This window comes from Rhodanobacter sp. sgz306013 (genome assembly GCF_057031145.1).
In genome coordinates this window covers 983877-1002849 of the sequence record NZ_JBXCIJ010000002.1, presented here as the reverse complement: position 1 = coordinate 1002849, position 18973 = coordinate 983877, and the positions used below count along the sequence as shown (strand labels likewise).

General features: G+C 71.2%; 8 protein-coding genes. 4 read left to right on the top strand and 4 right to left on the bottom strand.

Annotated elements, in window-relative coordinates:
* The first annotated feature begins 12 nt into the window (after positions 1–12).
* Positions 13–3081 (top strand): TonB-dependent receptor, encoded by a 3069-nt coding sequence (locus AC2EWF_RS09350; protein WP_483639085.1) that lies wholly within the window; start codon positions 13–15, stop codon positions 3079–3081.
* Between the two features lie 121 nt (positions 3082–3202).
* Here AC2EWF_RS09350 and AC2EWF_RS09345 read toward each other — a convergent pair whose 3' ends face one another.
* Both AC2EWF_RS09345 and AC2EWF_RS09340 read right to left on the bottom strand, forming a co-directional pair.
* Positions 3203–3766 (bottom strand): energy transducer TonB family protein, encoded by a 564-nt coding sequence (locus AC2EWF_RS09345; RefSeq protein WP_483639084.1) that lies wholly within the window; start codon positions 3764–3766, stop codon positions 3203–3205.
* Between the two features lie 71 nt (positions 3767–3837).
* The gene (locus tag AC2EWF_RS09340) at positions 3838–5121 is read right to left on the bottom strand and encodes an acetyl-CoA C-acetyltransferase (RefSeq protein WP_483639083.1); all 1284 of its coding nucleotides are present in this window, start codon (positions 5119–5121) and stop codon (positions 3838–3840) included.
* Between the two features lie 283 nt (positions 5122–5404).
* On the opposite strand from AC2EWF_RS09340, the gene AC2EWF_RS09335 reads away from it, so the two are divergent.
* Together AC2EWF_RS09335 and AC2EWF_RS09330 are read left to right on the top strand one after the other, a co-directional pair.
* On the top strand, positions 5405–6538 hold the full coding sequence (locus tag AC2EWF_RS09335) for a hypothetical protein (RefSeq protein ID WP_483639082.1): 1134 nt from the start codon (positions 5405–5407) through the stop codon (positions 6536–6538).
* Between the two features lie 318 nt (positions 6539–6856).
* On the top strand, positions 6857–9268 hold the full coding sequence (locus AC2EWF_RS09330) for a sensor domain-containing protein (protein WP_483639081.1): 2412 nt from the start codon (positions 6857–6859) through the stop codon (positions 9266–9268).
* A 206-nt stretch (positions 9269–9474) separates the two neighbouring features.
* Here the strand turns inward: AC2EWF_RS09330 and AC2EWF_RS09325 are convergent, their stop codons facing one another.
* Positions 9475–9924 (bottom strand): N-acetyltransferase family protein, encoded by a 450-nt coding sequence (locus AC2EWF_RS09325; protein WP_483639080.1) that lies wholly within the window; start codon positions 9922–9924, stop codon positions 9475–9477.
* A gap of 164 nt (positions 9925–10088) precedes the next feature.
* Here AC2EWF_RS09325 and AC2EWF_RS09320 point away from each other — a divergent pair, with 164 nt between their 5' ends.
* On the top strand, positions 10089–18692 hold the full coding sequence (locus AC2EWF_RS09320) for a GH36-type glycosyl hydrolase domain-containing protein (RefSeq protein ID WP_483639079.1): 8604 nt from the start codon (positions 10089–10091) through the stop codon (positions 18690–18692).
* Positions 18693–18714: 22 nt separating this feature from the next.
* On the opposite strand, the gene AC2EWF_RS09315 is transcribed toward AC2EWF_RS09320, so the two are convergent.
* Positions 18715–18969, bottom strand: a complete 255-nt coding sequence (locus AC2EWF_RS09315; protein WP_483639136.1) for a tyrosine-type recombinase/integrase — start codon at positions 18967–18969, stop codon at positions 18715–18717.
* Positions 18970–18973: the final 4 nt, after the last annotated feature.

The following is an 18973-nucleotide window of genomic DNA, read 5'->3' as shown; positions in this document are numbered from 1 at the left end:
GGGAGTTGTGAGATGAACCAACGTGAAAACCACCAGACGGGACCGCTGCGCCGCACTTCGCTGGCCATAGGCCTGGCCCTGTGCCTGTTCGGCGCGGGCGCGATGGCGCAGTCGACCACGGGCAGCATCTATGGCCAGGCGCAGGCGGGCGATACCGTGCTGGTCAAGAGCGATACCGGCGTCACCCGCCAGGTGACCGTGGATGCGGCCGGGCGCTATGTGTTCGATTCGCTGCCGCTGGGCAACTACACCGTGACCCTGCAGCGCGGCGGCCAGACCGTCGATTCGCGTGCGGACGTGACCATGCGCGTGGGTTCCGGTACCGAGGTTTCCTTCGGTGCGAACAATGTCCAGAACCTGTCGGCCGTGACGGTGACGGCCAACGGCCTGCCGAGCATCGACGTGAGCGGCGTGGACTCGCGCACCGTCATCACCTCCCAGCAGCTGGCCCGGCTGCCGCTGGCGCGCAACGCCGAGGCGATCGCCCTGCTGGCGCCCGGCGTGGTCTCGGGCAGCTCGCTCTTCGTCAACGCCCTGGGCGGCTCGGTGGTCTCGTTCAGTGGCGCCTCGGTGACCGAGAACGCGTACTACCTCAACGGATTCAATACCACTGATCCGCTGAGCGGCTTCGGCGGCATCACCCTGCCGTATGGCGCGATCGACCAGCAGGAAATCCTCAGCGGCGGCTACGGCGCCGCCTACGGCCGTTCCGACGGCGGCGTGATCAGCCAGGTCGGCAAGCGCGGCACCAACGAGTGGCACTTCGGCGGGCAGCTGCAGTGGACCCCGAAGGACCTGAACGCTGACCCGAAGAACTGGTACTACGTCAACAAGGACGGCTCCCAGGGCAAGCTGCGCCAGTACCGCAAGAACAACAAGTCGTGGACCACCACGGCGAGCGCCTACGTCGGTGGCCCGCTGATCCAGGACAAGCTGTTCCTGTTCGCGGCCCTCGAGGCGGAGCGCCGGCAGGGCGAGTCCACCGGTTCGAACGTGGCGCCGTTCGTCGACCACTACCGCTACGACAACCCGAAGTGGTACGGCAAGCTGGACTGGAACATCACCGACAGCAACATCCTCGAGGTGACCGCGGCGTCGAACAAGTCGTCGTACCAGGGCACCTTCAACGAGTTCGACTACGCCACCCTGACCGAGGGCGGCTTCAACAGCTACGACACGCACACCAAGAACGGTGCGGAGGTCTATTCGGCGAAGTTCACCAGCTACATCACGGACGACCTGACCGCCAGCGTGATGTACGGCAAGATGAAAGGCACCTGGTACAGCAACACGCCGGGCTACGATCCCACCTACCCGTACATCTTCGCCGCGGCCGACCAGAACCCGGATCTGAACGGCGGCCGGCCGATCACCAACAGCCAGACCGTCTCGACGATCAACCTGCCGGGCCATCGTTCCACCAACACCAACCTGCGCCTCGACCTGAGCTACCGGCTGGGCGACCACACCCTCACCGGCGGCATCGACAACCAGGACGTGAAGAACATCGACGGCGGCACCAAGTTCCCGGATGCCGGTCTCGGCTACGCCTGGGAATACAACACCATGGACGATGACCCCGATGCCTACATCATCGGTGGCCCGGGCACCGCGCAGCCGGGCGCCGACTGGCACAATTCGCCGTGGGTGGCCAACACCGGCTCGCAGCCGGGTGGCGATACCGGCTACTACGTGGCCCGCTACCGTTACCACGACAACGCCACAGTGCGCGTGAAGCAGCGTGCGCAGTACGTCGAGGACAGCTGGCAGGTCAACGACCGCTGGCTGCTCAAGCTCGGCCTGCGCAACGACCAGTTCACCAACTACGGCGCCGCCGGCAAACCCTATGTCCGCCTGACCTCGCCGCAGTGGGCGCCGCGCGTGGGCTTCAGCTGGGACGTCAACGGCGACTCCAGCTTCAAGGTCTACGGCAACGCCGGCCGCTACTACCTCGCCATGCCGACCAGCGTGGCGCTGCGTTCCGCCGGTTCCTCGCTGTACACCCGCGAGTACTACACCTACACCGGCATCGACGCCAATGGCATCCCGACCGGCCTGCACCCGATCGACACGTACCTGGGCTACGGCGCGCCGGTCTCGGCCAATGGCGAGTACGGCCAGCCGCGCGACCCGAAGACCTCGGCCTCGACCAACCTCAAGTCGGAATACCAGGACGAGTACATCCTCGGTTTCGACAAGAAGCTGGGCGACGCATGGGTGTACGGCGCCAAGGCCACCTACCGCAACCTGCGCAATGCGATCGACGACATCGCGGACAGCCCCTCGATCGTGGCCAAGATGAACAGGATGGGCATCGACCCGGCCACCTACGACGTCAGCCAGATCCCGGGCAGCATCCTGATCAATCCGGGCCATACCTCCTACTTCGACATTCCGAAGCTGGGCGGCGGCTACTACACCGTGCCGATGGACTGGAAGCAGGACTTCGGCTTCAACACCACGATGAAGCGCAAGTACTACGGCCTGAACCTGTACCTGGAGCACCCGTTCGACGGCAAGTGGTTCGGCAAGCTCGACTACCTGTACTCGCGCAGCTACGGCAACAGCGAAGGCCAGGTGCGCTCGGACGTCGGCCAGGAAGACGTGTCGGCGACGATGGACTGGGACTACGCTTCGCTCATGGACTACGCCAACGGCGCGCTGGCCAACGATCGCCGCCACCAGATCAAGGCCTACGGTTCGTACCAGGTCGCTCCCGAGTGGATGCTGTCCGGCAACCTCTCCATCGCCTCCGGCGGCCCGAAGACCTGCCTTGGTGCCTATGGTCCGAATGGCACCTACCCGGGCCTGGGCTACGGTCCGTACTACCACTTCTGCAACGGCAAGCCCTCGCGGCCTGGCGACCAGCGCCAGCCGTGGACCTACCGTCTCGACCTGAGCGCCGAGTACCGGCCGGAGTGGGCGGGCAAGAAGCTGGCCTTCAACGTGATGGTCTACAACGTGTTCGACAAGCAGACCACCACGCAGACCTACGCGGTCTCGACGAGCAGCAGCTACCTGCGTCCGTACAGCTCGATGACGCCGCGTTACGTCCGCTTCGGCGTGTCGTACGACTACTGATGTGCTGAAGCCACGCCCCCGTCAGCGGGAGCGGCAGGGAGACCGCCGGGGACAACCCGGCGGTCTTTTTTTGTGCGGTCCGGGCCAGCGCACCGCACGCCCCGCAAGTGCGGGAGGACGGCTACGGCGTCTGCGCGACCTGGCGGTCACCGCTGGTGAAGCGCATCGGCAGGTCGCCACTGAAGCCGTCCGGGTGATCGGCCGGCACCGCGAAGCGCCAGCCGCGCACGGTGGCCAGGGCGCGGGCATCGAGCACGGCGTCGCCGCTGCTCGCGGCCAGCGACGCGTCGGTGACGCGGCCGCTGCCGTCGATGCTGACATGCAGCAGCACGCGGCCATGCAGGTGGCCTTCCATCTGCGGCCACGACACCGGTGTTGCCGGCATCGAAACCGGCACCAGTTCCGGCGGCGGAGCGGCGGCTTCGGCCTGCGCGCTGGCCACCACCGGCGGCAGCACGGCGCGATGCGCCACCGCCATGGTGTCACGCGGCTGGCGCGCCGCATGGCGCTGCGCCGCGCGCGGTGCTGTGCGCATTCCGGCGCGGTGCGCCGCGGGAAGGTAGCCCGCCACGCGCTCGCTGGGGCCAGCCCAGCCGGTGCCCACGCCGCTCAGCCAGTGCGTGCCGGCGATGCCGACAGCCAGCGCGAGCAGGCTCAGGGAGGTGGTGGTACGCAGGCGCAACATGGCGCTCTTTATGCCTTGGCGTGGGCGAATCGCGGCTGAAGCGCCCCCCCGCCCGCGGGAAGGGGCTGAAGCTAGCGCTCCAGGATGGCGGTGACGCCCATGCCGCCGGCGGTGCAGATCGAGATCAGGCCGCGGCCCGAACCCTTCTGTTCCAGCAGCTTCGCCAGCGTGGCGATGATGCGCGCACCGGTGGCGGCGAAAGGATGGCCCACGGCGAGGCTGGAGCCATGCACGTTGAGCTTCGCCGGGTCGATCGCGCCCAGCGGCGCATCCAGGCCCAGCCGGTTCCGGCAGTAGTCGGCCGACTCCCACGCGCGCAGCGTGCACAGCACCTGGGCGGCGAAGGCTTCATGGATCTCGTAGTAGTCGAAGTCCTGCAGCGCGAGGCCGTTGCGCTTCAGCAGGCGCGGCACCGCCACGGTGGGCGCCATCAGCAGGCCCTCGCCGTGCACGAAGTCCACTGCGGCCACCTCGGCATCGCGGAACCAGGCCTGCACCTTGAGCCCGCGCTGCGCGGCCCAGCCTTCGCTGGCGAGCAGCACCGCGGCGGCGCCGTCGGAGAGGCCGGTGGAGTTGCCGGCGGTAAGCGTGCCCTGGCCCGAAGTCTTGTCGAACGCCGGTTTCAGCGCGGCGAGTTTCTCCAGCGTGGTGTCGGGGCGCAGGAAGCCGTCGCGCTGGACGCCGCGGAACGGCACGATCAAGTCCTTGAAGAAGCCGGTGTCATAGGCGGCGGCGAGCTTGCGGTGGCTGGACAACGCCAGTTCGTCCTGGGCCTGGCGTCCGATGTGCCACTGCTTCGCCATCTGCTCGCAGTGATCGCCCATCGACTTGCCAGTGCGCGGCTCGGCCACGCCGGGGAAGGAGGGCCTGAGCTCCTTCAGCGAGAAACGGTGCAGCGCGATCTTCAGCTTGTCCTGCAGGGTCTTCGCGCGGTTGATCGCCAGCAGGCGCTTGCGCAGGCGGGTGCCGTAGACGATCGGCACGTCGCTGGTGGTGTCCGACCCCGCGGCGATGCCGGCCTCGATCTGCCCCGCCGCGATCTTGTTCGCCACGATGATCGCATTGTCCAGCGAGGTACCGCAGGCGCGCGCCGTAGTGATGCCCGGCGTGGTGGGCGCAAGCCCGGAGGAGAGCAGCGCCTCCCGCGCGAGGTTCCAATCCGAGGCGTGCTTGATCACCGCCCCCAGCGCCACCTCGCCCAGCTCCACGCCGTGCAGGCCGTAGCGCTCGACCAGGCTACCCAGCACCTTCACCGACATGCCGAAATTGCCCACGTCCGCGTAGGCGGTGTTGTTGCGACAGAACGGAATCCGCACACCGCCGATCACGCCCACGCGCCGTTGCATCTGTTCCATGTCCGCGACGATCCAAAATGGAGGAACCTCGAGGCACCGCCATCCTGGCGGCTCCCCGAATCAGCGAATCCGGCACATGTCCGGCCCTGCTTCCGTCGACCCGGCGCGCTACCGCCTGGTCGCGTGCAGCACGTCCCTGAGCCGCTTGCACTGTCTGCAAGGCTAACCTGCCCCGCCGTATGGCGAAAGCGTGGCGCCGGGCGCGGCGGTGATCCGTTCACGAAATAGGCACGGGCGAGCCGCTTGTTAGAATGGCGGTTTCCCTCTCCCGGACCGCCCCGCCGTGGAAGCTTCCCAGCTGATCGCCCTGCCCATCGTGCTCGCACTGGAGACGCAGGCCGGTGCCAGGCCCCGCGCCAGCCTGAGCCGCGACGAGGCGGACGAACTGGCCGCGCTGGTCGCCACGGACCTGCACGCGCTGCTGCCGCAGGTGGCGCAGGCGCGGCTGGTGCTGGCCGGCGCACTGTTCGACCCCGTCGAACTGCTGCGCCCCGGCTTCCCGGTGTGGGCCACCCTGGACGAGCTGGGCCGCCGCGTTCCGCGCGCCGGCGTGGCGCAAGTGGTGGCGTTCGGCAGCCACGAAGGCCACATGCCGGCGCAACCGCTGGAGCCGTCGCCGCAATTCGCGGATGGCCCTATGCGGCTGCTGCCGCTGGCGCTGCTGGCCCCGGAAACCTTGGCCGAGGAGCTGGCCGGGCAGGTCGAGCTGCAGCTGGTGGGCCGCGGCGAGGCTGGCACGCGCACCGCCGACTGGCTGATGCGCACGCTGGACGTGCGGCTGGAGCACGCGCGCTACCTCAGCCGCAACGACCTTATGGCGCTCACCTGCGTGCAGTACGAACACGTCAACCTCGCGCCGCTGTGGATCCTGCTGGAAGCCGCCCTGCTCACGCCATACCGCGCCGAGGACGTGCTCAGCGCCCGCGGCCTCATGCTGCGCTACGAAGGCGGTCGCGTACTGGCGCAATCGCCCGCCGCGTGGCTGGCCGCGCAGGGCGGCGACGCCACGGAACGCGCGCACGACTTTGCCGGCATCGTGTTCGAACTGCGCCAGTACGCCGCCCTGCTGGACGCGCACGCCCTGCCGTTGCGCCTGCAGTCGGCGCCGGAGGGCGATGGTGGACCTGGCTGGCTGCTGGAAACCCTGGCGGCCGCCGATCCGGCCTGCGACACGCCGCGGCTGTATGCCCACGAGGCGCCCGGCCTCGGCGTGGTGGCGGTCACCGCGGCGCAACATGGCGCGGGCGGCCGGCCGCAGGTGCTCGCCCACGGCTACCCGCTGCAGCCGCAGGCGCTGGGGCCGCTGCTGGCCGCGCTGGCCGACCGCTGCGGCTGCGCCGCCGAGCTGCAGGCGCCGGGCCGCATCGTGCTGGACGGGCACGGCCGGCTCGCCGCACCGGCGATGCCACTGCACTGAGCCGCTTCCGGGTGGTACGTTGCGGGCGGCACGCGGGGCGATAACCGCCTGCACGAACCGTTCACACATCGGCGGGTGCAAACCGGTGGCCGGCGGGCGCATGATGAACCGTGCGCCAGGCACGCGGGGCCCTGGCGGCGGAAGCGGGTCCGGCCAATGGCCGGCCCGCCGACTCGAGAACCGGCAGGGAGGCGGTTTTCGAAACCACGCTACAGGGTCGGCGACCGATCGTTGCAGGCAGCGAAAGTGTCCACGGCAGTGCAGTCCACCGGCGGTGATGGGCCTGCTTCCGCATTTGCGCCGGAGCCGGCCGAACACGTGCTGCGGAACGCACCGGCGCTGCTCGCCTACATCGACACGGACTTGCGCTTCCGCTACGTCAGCGAGGCGTATCGCCGCTGGTTCGACGTCGATCCCGCGCAACTGGTCGGCCGCCGCGTCAGCGAGGCGCTGGACCAGCAGAGCTACCTCGCCGCCCGCGCCGCGCTGCTGCAGGCGCTTGGCGGCCAGCCGTCGCACTACGAGGGCGAGCTGGCCAGCGGCCCTGCGCGCCGCTACGTGCACGGGCATTTCCAGCCGGACCTCGACGCCGCGGGCCGCGTGCGCGGCGTTACCACCGTGTTCACCGACATCACCGAGCGGCACGCGCTGGAGCTGCAGCTGCGCGAGAGCGAGCAGCGCTTCTTCCAGGCCTTCCAGCACGCCGCGATCGGCATGGCCCTGATCCATCCGGACGGCCAGTTCATGCGCGTCAACGCCGCGCTTTGCGCAATGCTCGGCTACGCCGACACGGAACTGCTCGCGCACAACTGGCGCGACATCACCCATCCGGACGACCTGGCCGGCAGCGAGGCTTTGGCGCGCCAGCTGCTCGACGGCGGCCGCGAGGCCTATCGCACCGAGAAACGCTACCTACACCGCGACGGCCACACCGTGCACGTGCAGCTCAGCGTGTCGCAGGTGCGTGACGACGCCGGCCGGCTGCGCTACGTGGTCACCCAGGTGCAGGACGTCAGCCAGCGTCGCCACTTCGAGGACACCTTGTTTCGCGAACGCCAGCTGGCCGAGGCCACGCTGAACTCGATCGGCGACGCGGTGCTCACCACCGACCCCGGCCTGCACGTGACCTCGCTCAACCCGATCGCCGAGGCGATGACCGGCTGGAGCGCCAGCGAGGCCAAGGGCAGGCGCATGGACGAGGTGTTCCGGCTGCGCGACGCGGACAGCGGCGCGGAGCTAGCCAACCCGCTGCGCGAGGCGATCCGCCGCAACGCGATCGTCAACCTGTCCGGCAAGGCGGTGCTCGCCCACCGCAACGGCTTCGAGACGCCGATCGAGGACTCCGCCGCGCCGATCCACGACCACGCCGGCAACGTGATCGGCGGCGTGCTGGTCTGCCACGACGTCAGCGAAAACCGCGCGCTGGCGCTGAAGATGATCCACCTCACCCAGCACGATACGCTCACCGGCCTGCCCAACCGCAGCCTGCTGCCGGTGCGCATCGAGCAGGCGGTGCAACGCGCCGCGCTGCACGACCGCCGCTGCGCGCTGCTATACCTGGACATGGACCACTTCCGCCGCGTCAACGAGGCGCTCGGCTACGAAGGCGGCGACCAGGTGATGCAGGCGGTGGCGCAGGGCCTACGCGAAACGCTGCGCGAGGACGAGACGCTGTACCGCTACAACGGCGACGAGTTCGTGCTGCTGCTGCCGCGCGTGGACGAGGCCTGCGAAGCCACCGTGCTGGCCGAGCGGCTGCTGCGCCAGTGCGCGCGCGTCGCGCTGCCGGGCGTCTCGTCGCTGCAGGTCGGCGCCAGCATCGGCATCAGCGTGTTCCCCGACGACGCGGACGACGCCGACGCCCTGCTGCGCCACGCGGGCACCGCGATGTACGAAATGAAGGTGGCCGGCCGCGGCGGCTGGCGCCGCTACACCGCCGCGATGAGCGAGCGCGCCACCACGCTGCGCACCATCGAGGGCGCGCTGCGCGACGCGCTGGCGCACGATGCGTTGGCGCTGCACTACCAGCCGATGGTGGACGCGCGCAGTGGCCGCATCGTCGGCGCCGAGGCGCTGCTGCGCTGGCAGGTCGACGGCCGCGACGTCTACGTTCCCGACCAGTTCATCCCGGTTGCCGAGGACAGCGGCCTGATCGCCGAACTCGGCGAATGGGTGCTGCAGCAGGCCTGCATGCAGTCGAGGCAGTGGCGGCATCGCGGACGCGTGCTGCCGATCTCGGTGAACGTGTCGCCGCTGCAGTTCCGCCACGAGCGCTTCCAGCCGCATCTCGACGCGCTGCTGAATGCCTACGGCATCGGCCCCGGCCAACTGGAGCTGGAGCTGACCGAGCGCACCATGATGGCCGGCGGCGACGCAACCACCCGGGTGCTGCAACGCATCCGCCAGCACGGCGTGCGGCTTTCGCTGGACGACTTCGGCACCGGCTACTGCAGCCTGTCCTACCTCAAGCACTTCCCGGTCGACGCGCTGAAGATCGACCGCAGCTTCGTACATGACGTGACCGGCGACGCCGACACCGCCGCGATTACCGGCGCGATCGTCGCGATGGCGCGCAGCCTCGGCAAGACGGTGATTGCCGAAGGCGTGGAAACCGCGGCACAGGCGGATTTCCTGCGCGACGCCGGCTGCACCCTGCTGCAAGGCTTCCACTACGGCGCGCCGATGCCAGCCGCCGAACTGGAACGCTGGATGGCCGCGTCGGCGGCGTGAGCGGGCGAACTCCGCCCGACATGCCGTTCGCCCCCGGCACAGGCTCGCAGCGCAGACGCGGGGAATGGCCGTGGAGGGCCGTGTCTTGAGGAGCGAGGAAGTCGAAGGGCCGCGCCGGTGAGGGACGCCGCGACTGCGCTCGCCGTCGCAAGCCGCGCTCAGCGCGGGCGAAGTCTCCGGCCCTGCGCCATCGGCGCCCGAATCATTCAGAGCACCTGCTCGTACATCGCGTAATGGCAAAGGCGCATGCCCAGCCGCTCGTAGGTGGACTGCGCACGGCGGTTCTCCGTCTCCACGTACAGGCGCAGACTGGCCGCGCCGGCGGCACGGGCGCGGCGTTCGACCTCGGCGTAGAGCGCGCGGAACACGCCGTCGCGGCGCGCTTCTGGCGCCACGTACACACTCTGGACCCACCAGTAGTCGCCGTTGCGCCAGTCGCTCCATTCGAAGGTGACCAGCAGGCCGCCCACCGCCGCGCCGTCGCGCTCGGCGACGAGGTAGAAGCCGCGCTGCGGCTGCTCGAACACACCGCGCACGCCGCGCTCCAGCACCGCCGGATCGAGTTCCAGGCCTTCGGTCTCGCGCGCCATCGCCGCGTTCCAGGCGCACAGCGCGGGGATGTCGGCGACGGCGGCGGCACGGATCGACAGCGTCATCTTCGGTGTTTCCAGCAAGGGTCGGAGCGCACATCGTAGCGCGCACAGCCTTCACGTCCGGCCGCGTAAGGTCGATCGGGCAACGCGCTCACGCCAGTGTCGATGCGTCCCCGGCGATCCGTTCGCGACGATCCGATCGCGCTGATCTGTGCAGGAAACCGTCCTTGAACATCGGCAAACTCCCCGACCTGTTGCGGCTGCGCCGCTTGCGTGCGTTCCGCCGTCGCCGTGCCGCCGCACAGCGCTCGCGACGCGAACCGGAGCCGGCGCTGCGCGCGGAGCTATTCAGCACCGAGCAGATGGAGCGCCACGGGCGTGCGCTGGCCGCGCAGCACCGGTTGAGCCGTGGCCGCCATGCCGACCTGCTGCTGGCGCGACTGGCCGACAACGAGACCGTGCTCATCGACGCCTGCGAACGGCTCACTCCGGCCACGCGGCAGGGCCGCCGCATCACGCCCGCGGGCGAATGGCTGCTGGACAATTTCTACCTGGTCGAGGAGCAGGTGCGGATCGCCCGCCGCCACCTGCCCAAGGGCTATAGCCGCGAACTGCCGCGCCTCGCGCACGGGCCGTCGGCCGGGCTGCCGCGGGTGTACGACATCGCGCAGGAGGTGATCGCGCACGGCGACGGCCGCGTCGACATCGCCGGCCTGCGCCGCTTCGTCAACGCCTACCAGACGGCGGCGCCGCTGAAGCTGGGCGAGCTGTGGGCGATCCCGATCATGCTGCGACTCGCGCTGATCGAGAACCTGCGCCGCGTCGCCGCACGGGTGATCGCCGACTGGCGCGACCGCGGCAACGCCGCGCGCTGGGCCGAACGCCTCACCGCCGCCGCCGAGCGCGATCCCGCCGGAGTGGTGCTGGAGGTGGCCGACATGGCGCGCGCCAAACCGCCGATGAGCGGGCCGTTCGTGGCCGAGCTGTCGCGCCGCCTGCACGGCCAGGGCCCGGCGCTGGCGCTGCCGCTGGGCTGGATCGAACAGCGCCTCGCCCAATCGGGTCTCAGCGTCGAGCAGCTGGTGCAGCTTGAAGCGCAGCAGCAGGCGGCGGACCAGGTGTCGATCGGCAACAGCATCGGCAGCCTGCGTGCGCTGTCGGCGATCGACTGGCGCGCCTTCGTCGAGCACACCAGCCTGGTCGAGCGGGCGCTGCGGCAGGATCCCGCCGGCGTCTACGCGGCGATGGATTTCGCCACCCGCGACGACTACCGCCACGCGGTGGAACGGCTGGCGCGCCGGCACCGGCTGGACGAACGCGCGGTGGCCGAGGCCGCGATCACGCTGTGCCGCGACGCCGTCGACGAGGACGCGCCGCCGCTGCAGCGCCACGCCGGCCACTGGCTGATCGCCGCGGGGCGGCCGGCCCTGGAACGGGCGCTGGGCGTGCGCGCGCCACTGGGCGAGCGGCTGCGCCGGGGCTTCGACCGCGCGCCGCTGCCGATCTACCTCGGCCTGCTCGCCGTGCTCACGTTCGCGTTCGCGCAGCCGCTCCTGGCCACCGTGGCGCGCGACGCCTTTCCGTTGTGGGCGCTGCTCGCCGTCACGCTGCCGGCGGTGCTGGTGGCCAGCCAGCTCGCGCTCAGCCTGCTCAACTGGCTCGCCACGCTGAGCCTGCGGCCGCAGCGGCTGCCGCGCATGGACTACGCCGACGGCATGCCCGCCGAGGCGCGCACCCTGGTGGTGGTGCCCTGCCTGATCGGCGATGCGCACGACATCGACTCGCTCGTCGAGGCGCTGGAGGTGCGCTTCCTCGGCAACCGCGACGAGCGCCTGCACTTTGCCCTGCTCACCGATTTCAAGGACGCCGACGCGGAGAACCTACCCGCCGACGACGTGCTGCTGCGGCTCGCCCGGCTGCGCATCGAGGCGCTCAACGAGCGCCACGCCGACGGCGGCCTCGACCGCTTCTTCCTGCTGCACCGACCTCGGCGCTGGAACGCCGGCGAGCGCTGCTGGATGGGCCGCGAGCGCAAGCGCGGCAAGCTGGCCGACCTCAACGCGATCCTGCGCGGCCAGGGCGCGGGGCGTTTCCAGCTGGTCGCCGGCGACCTCGCCGCGCTGCCGCCGGTGCGCTACGTGATCACGCTGGACACCGACACCCAGCTGCCGCGCGACGCCGCCGCGCAGTTCGTGGGCACGCTGGACCACCCGCTCAACCGCCCGCACTACGACCCGCGCAAGGGCCGCGTCACGACCGGGCACGGCATCCTGCAGCCGCGCGTGGGCATCAGCCTGCCCAGCACCGCGCGCTCGCGCTACGCGCGGCTGTTCGGCAGCGACGCCGGCATCGACCCGTACACGCGGATGGTCTCGGACGTGTACCAGGACGTGTTCGGCGAGGGCTCGTTCATCGGCAAGGGCATCTACGACATCGACGCATTCGAGGCCTCGCTGGACGGCCGCTTCCCCGACAACCGCATCCTCAGCCACGACCTGATCGAGGGCTGCCACGCGCGCGCCGCCCTGCTCAGCGACGTGCAGCTGTACGAGGAGCATCCCGCGCGCTACCAGGACGACGTGCAGCGCCGGCACCGCTGGATCCGCGGCGACTGGCAGCTGCTGCCGTGGCTGCTGCCCTGGGCGCCGGCGGCGAACGGGCGCTGGCGGCGCAACGCGCTGGGCGCGCTGTCGCGCTGGAAGATCCTCGACAACCTGCGCCGCAGCCTGGTGCCCGCCGCCTTGCTCGTGCTGCTCGCGCTGGGCTGGCTGGCGGTGGTGCCGGTGCTGTCGTGGACGCTCGCGGTGCTGGCGATGGTGCTGGTGCCGCCGCTGCTGTCGGCGCTGCTGGAACTGGTGCAGAAGCCGCACGACGTGCAGCTGGACCAGCACCTGCGCGCCGCGTTTGCCGCCGCCGGCCAGCACCTCGGCCGTATCGGGCTGCATCTCGCCTGGCTGCCGCACGAGGCGCTGTACAGCTTCGACGCGGTAGTCCGCACGCTGTGGCGCATGCTGCTGAGCCACCGCCACCTGCTGCAGTGGCGCAGCTCCGCGGAAGTGGCGCGCGCCAGCCGCCACACCCTGGCCGCGGCGTGGCGGCTGCTGTGGATCGCGCCATGCCTGGCGCTGGTGCTGGGCGTGCTGCTGGGCGCCCTACGCCCGGCCGCGCTGCCGGTGGCCGCGCCGCTGCTGGTGCTGTGGCTGCTCGCACCCACGCTGGCGTGGTGGATCGGCCTGCCCCGACGCTCGCGCACGGCCGTGCCGAGCGCCGCGCAGCGGCAGTTCCTGCGCCAGCTCGCGCGCAAGACCTGGGCCTTCTTCGACACCGAGGTGAACGAAGCGCACCACTGGCTGCCGCCGGACAACATCCAGGAACAGCCGGTGGCGGCCGTCGCCCACCGCACCTCGCCCACCAACATCGGGCTGTCGCTGCTGGCGAACCTCGCCGCGCACGACTTCGGCTGGCTGGGTACGGGCCGCCTGCTGGAGCGCAGCGCGCACACGCTGGACACGCTGCAGGCGCTGCCGCGCCACCGCGGCCACTGGTACAACTGGTACGACACGCAGACCTTGCAGCCACTGCCGCCGCTGTACGTGTCGACGGTGGACAGCGGCAACCTCGCCGGCCACCTGTTCACCCTGCGCCCCGGCCTGCTGGAACTCGTCAACGAACCGGTGTTCCGCTGCGCTACGCTGCGCGGCCTGCGCGACGGCTGGCAAGTGCTGCAGGCCGCGTGGCCGCAGGGTGACATTGCCAGCGCACCGCTGCGCGAACTCGACGCCGCGCTGGCCGCGCCGCCGGCCAGCACCGGCGCCGCGCTGGCGTTGCTCGAACGGCAGCGCGACCACGCACAGGCGCTGCCGGCGCCGGACGAGGACGAGGCTGCGTTCTGGCGCGCTGCGCTGCAGGCGCAATGCCGCGAGCTGCTGGAGGAAACGCAGGCTTTCCACCTCGATCCGCCCGCGGACGACGACGGCGGCTTCCACGGCATACCCAGCCTGCGCCAGCTCGCCCGCATCGAGCCGCTATGCTGGCCGGGCACGGCGCAGGCCGAGCAGCGCCGCGAGCGGGCGCGCGAGCGCATCGCGCGCATCGAGCAGCTCGCGCAGCAGGCCGCCGCACTGGCGCAGATGGACTGGCGCTTCCTCTACGACGGCACGCGCGACCTCCTCGCGATCGGCTACAACGTGGACGAGCGCCGGCTCGATGCGGGCTACTACGACCTGCTCGCCTCCGAGGCGCGGCTGGCCAGCTTCGTGGCGATCGCGCAAGGCCAGCTGCCACAGGACAACTGGTTCACGCTCGGCCGCCTGCTCGCCACCAGCGACGGCGAGCCGGTGCTGCTGTCGTGGACCGGCTCGATGTTCGAGTACCTGATGCCGGCACTGGTGATGCCCGGCTACGAGGGCAGCCTGCTCGACCAGAGCTGCCGCGCCGCGGTGGCGCGCCAGATCGACTACGGGCGCCGGCTCGACCTGCCGTGGGGCGTGTCCGAGTCCGGCTACAACGCGTTCGACGCCCACCTGAACTACCAGTACCGCGCGTTCGGTGTGCCGGGGCTGGGGCTGAAGCGCGGGCTGGGCGACGACGTGGTGATCGCGCCCTACGCCAGCATGCTCGCCGCGATGGTGGCGCCCGCGGCCGCCGCGCGGAACCTGCAGCAACTCGCCGCGCGCGGACTGGCCGGCCGCTACGGCATGTACGAGGCGCTGGACTGCACGCCGGCGCGCGCGCCGCGCGGCCAGGACAGCGTGGTGGTGCGCTCGTTCATGTCGCACCACCAGGGCATGGGCCTGCTGGCGCTGGACCACGCCCTGCTCGACCAGCCGATGCAGCGGCGCTTCGCCGCCGACCCCCAGTTCCGCGCCACCAGCCTGCTGCTGCAGGAACGCGTGCCGCGCACCGCGGCGGAATACCTGCACGCCACCGGCTTCCCCGAACTGGCCGAAGGCCTGCGTACCGCCGAGGCGCGGCTACGCGTGTTCATCGACCCGAACCGGGCGCGCCCCGCGGTGCAGCTGCTGTCCAACGGCCGCTACCACGTGATGGTGTCCAGCGCCGGCGGCGGCAGCAGCCGCTGCCGCGAGCTGGCGGTGACGCGCTGGCACGAGGATGTCGTGCGCGACCACTGGGGCATGTTCGGCTACCTGCGCGACGTGGCCAGCGGCGCCTACTGGTCGGTGGCGCACCAGCCGGTATGCCGCAAGACCGAGCTGTACGAGGCGATCTTCTCCGACGCCCGCGCCGAGTTCCGCGTGCGCGAGCGCGATTTCGACGCGCACACCGAGATCGTGGTGTCGCCGGAGGACGACATCGAGCTGCGGCGCACCCGCCTCACCAACCGCGGCCGCAGCCGCCGCACCATCGAGCTGACCACCTATGCCGAGGTGGTGCTGGCGCCGCCGCTGGCCGACGCGCTGCATCCGGCCTTCAGCAAGCTGTTCGTGCAGACCGAGCTGCTGCCCGAGCTGCAGGCCATCGTCTGCAGCCGCCGCCCCCGGGCCGCCGGCGAGGCGGTGCCGTGGCTCTGCCACCTGCTCGCGGTGCACGGCGCCGACGTGGCGGCGATCTCCTACGAGACGGACCGTGCGCGCTTCCTCGGCCGCGGCCGCGAACCGGCGCGGCCGCGCGCGATGGACCAGGAGGCGCTGTCCGGCAGCGCGGGCGCGGTGCTTGATCCGGTGGTGGCGATCCGCGTGCGCATCGCGCTGGAGCCGGAGCAGTCGGCCACGCTGGACGTGGTCACCGGCATCGCCGACAGCCGCGCGGCCTGCCTGCGGCTGATCGGCAAGTACCGCGATCGCCACCTCGCCGACCGCGTGTTCGACCTCGCCTGGACACACAGCCAGGTGCTGCTGCGCCAGCTCAACGCCAGCCTGCCCGAAGCGCAGCTGTACGAGCACATGGCCACCGCGATCCTCTACCCCAACGCCATGCTGCGCGCGGACAGCGGCGTGCTGGCGGCGAACCGCCGTGGCCAGAACGGACTGTGGGGCCAGGGCGTATCCGGCGACCTGCCGATCGTGCTGCTCAGCATCGCCGACCCCGCACGCATCGAGCTGGTGCGCCAGCTGCTGCAGGCGCATGCGTACTGGCGGCTGAAGGGGCTGGCGGTGGACCTGGTGATCTGGAACGAGGACCGCGCCGGCTACCGCCAGGAACTGCAGGACGCCATCCTCGGCCTGGTTTCCTCCGGCAGCGAGGCAGCCCTGCTCGACCGCCCCGGCGGCATCTTCGTGCGCTCCGCCCAACCGCTCTCAGGCGAGGACCGGCTGGTGATGCTGGCCGCCGCGCGCATCGTGCTGGCCGACCACCGCGGCAGCCTCGCGGAGCAAGTGCAGCGCCGTCGCGTGGAAGCCACCCTGCCGCCCGCCGTGCCGGAATGGGCGCGGCGCGGCGCACCGGCCGCGCCGCCCGCGAACGCCGCGCTGCCGCAGCTGCCGCCGGGCCACTTCACCGCGGACGGACGCGAGTACGTGATCGTGCTCGATCCCGGCCGGCCCACACCCGCGCCCTGGGCAAACGTGCTGGCGAACCCCGGCTTCGGTACGGTGCTCTCCGAAAGCGGCAACGCCTACACCTGGAGCGAGAACGCGCACGAGTTCCGCCTCACGCCGTGGCACAACGATCCGGTGGGCGACGGCGGCGGCGAGGCGCTGTACCTGCGCGACGAGGACAGCGGCCAGGTCTGGTCGCCCACGCCGCTGCCCTGCCGCGGCAGCGGTCGCTACGTGACCCGCCACGGCTTCGGCTACAGCGTGTTCGAGCATGTCGAGGACGGCATCCGCAGCGAGCTCACGGTGTACGTCGCAGCCGACGCGCCGCTGAAGTTCTGCACGCTGAAGCTGCGCAACGATTCCGGCCGCGCGCGCCGGCTGTCCGTCACCGCCTGCGTGGAATGGCTGCTCGGCGACCTGCGCGAGAAATGCGCGATGCACGTGGTCACCGAGCCGGAGCCGCGCAGCGGCGCGCTGCTGGCGCGCAACGCCTACAACACCGAGTTCCCCGGGCGCGTGGCCTTCCTCGACATGGACGCCGCCGAGCGCAGCGTCACCGGCGACCGCGGCGAGTTCATCGGCCGCAACGGCAGCCTCGCCGCGCCCGCCGCGCTGGGCCGCGCGCAGCTCTCCGGCCGGCTCGGCGCGGGGCTGGACCCCTGCGGCGCGATGCAGGGCCGGCTCGCACTGGACGACGGCGAAGAGCGCAGCGTGACGATCCGCCTCGGCGTTGGCCGCGATGCCGCCGATGCCGCCGCGCTCGCGCAGCGCTGGCGCGGCGCCTCTGCCGCTGCGGAGGCGCTGGAGCAGGTGCATGCGCAATGGCGGCGCCTGCTCGGCGCGGTGCAGGTGCGCACCCCCGAGCCGCAGCTCGACGTGCTCGCCAACGGCTGGCTGCCCTACCAGGCGCTGGCCTGCCGCGTGTGGGCGCGCAGCGGCTACTACCAGTCGGGCGGCGCGTTCGGCTTCCGCGACCAGCTGCAGGATTCGATGGCCTTGCTGCACGCCGCGCCGGAGCTCGCGCGTAGCCAGCTGTTGCTATGCGCCGCGCACCAGTTCCCCGAGGGCGACGTGCTGCACTGGTGGCACCCGCCGCTGGACCGCGGCGTGCGCACGCGCTGCTCCGACGACTACCTCTGGCTGCCGCTGGCCGCGGCGCGCTACGTGCTGGCCAGCGGGGACCAGGGCGTACTCGACGAAACCGTCGGCTACATCGAGGGCCGCCCGCTGCACGCCGACGAGGAGTCGTATTACGACCTGCCGCAGCACTCGTCGCTGGCCGAGCCGCTGTACCGCCACTGCGTGCGCGCGATCGAGCTGGGCCTCGCCCAGCGCGGTCCGCACGGCCTGCCGCTGATCGGCAGCGGCGACTGGAACGACGGCATGAACCGCGTGGGCGAGCGCGGCATCGGCGAGAGCGTGTGGCTGGGCTGGTTCGAGTGCGCGCTGCTGGCCGACTTCGCCGAAGTCGCCGCGCTGTGCGGCGACGGCGCGTTTGCGCAACGCTGCCGCGACGCGATCGCCCTGCTGCGCGAGGCGCTGGAACGCCACGCCTGGGATGGCGCCTGGTACCGCCGCGCCTGGTTCGACGATGGCACGCCGCTGGGTTCCAGCCGCAACGAGGAATGCCGTATCGACTCCATCGCGCAGAGCTGGTCGGTGCTCTCCGGCGCCGGCGAGCCCGAACGCCAGCGCCAGGCGATGGAGGCGCTGGACCGCCACCTGGTGCGCCGCGACGCCGGCCTGGTGCAGCTGCTCGATCCCCCGTTCGACAAATCCAGCCTCGACCCCGGCTACATCAAGGGCTACCTGCCCGGCGTGCGCGAGAACGGCGGCCAGTACACCCACGCCGCGATCTGGGCCGCGATGGCCTTCGCCCGGCTCGGCGACGCCGCGCGCGCCTGGGAACTCGCGCGGATGATCGCCCCCGTCCGCCACGGCGAGGACGCCGTACAAGTGGACACCTACAAGGTGGAACCCTACGTGGTCTGTGCCGACGTCTACGCCGTGCCGCCGCACACCGGCCGCGGCGGCTGGAGCTGGTACACCGGCTCCGCCGGCTGGCTGTACCGGCTCCTGGTCGAATCCCTGCTCGGCCTGCGTCTCGAGGCCGGCAGGCTGCGCCTCGCCCCGCTGCTGCCGCCGGAGTGGAACGGCTTCGAACTGGACTACCGCCGCCGCGGCACGACGTACCGCATCCGCGTGCGCCAGTGCGAAGCGGGCATGCCGGGCAGCGTGCAGCTGGACGGCGTGCCGCAGCCCGACGGCCGCATCGCGCTGGCCGACGACGGCGCCGAGCACCAGGTCGAGATCGAGCATCCGCGCGCGGGTTGAGCCGCCGCCCGCTCCTGGCGACTCAGCGATCGAGCGGGCTCAGCACGCCATGCCCGCCGCGGTTCAGCACGTGGGTGTAGATCTGCGTGGTGGACACGTCCTTGTGGCCCAGCAATTCCTGGATGGTGCGCAGGTCGTGGCCCGCTTCCAGCAGGTGCGTGGCGAAGCTGTGGCGCAGCGTGTGCGCGGACAGCGGCTTGGCGATAACCGCCGCCAGCCGCGCCTGTTTCAACGCACGCGCCAGGATCGCATCGCCGAGTGGTGACGCCGCCCGCAGCCGT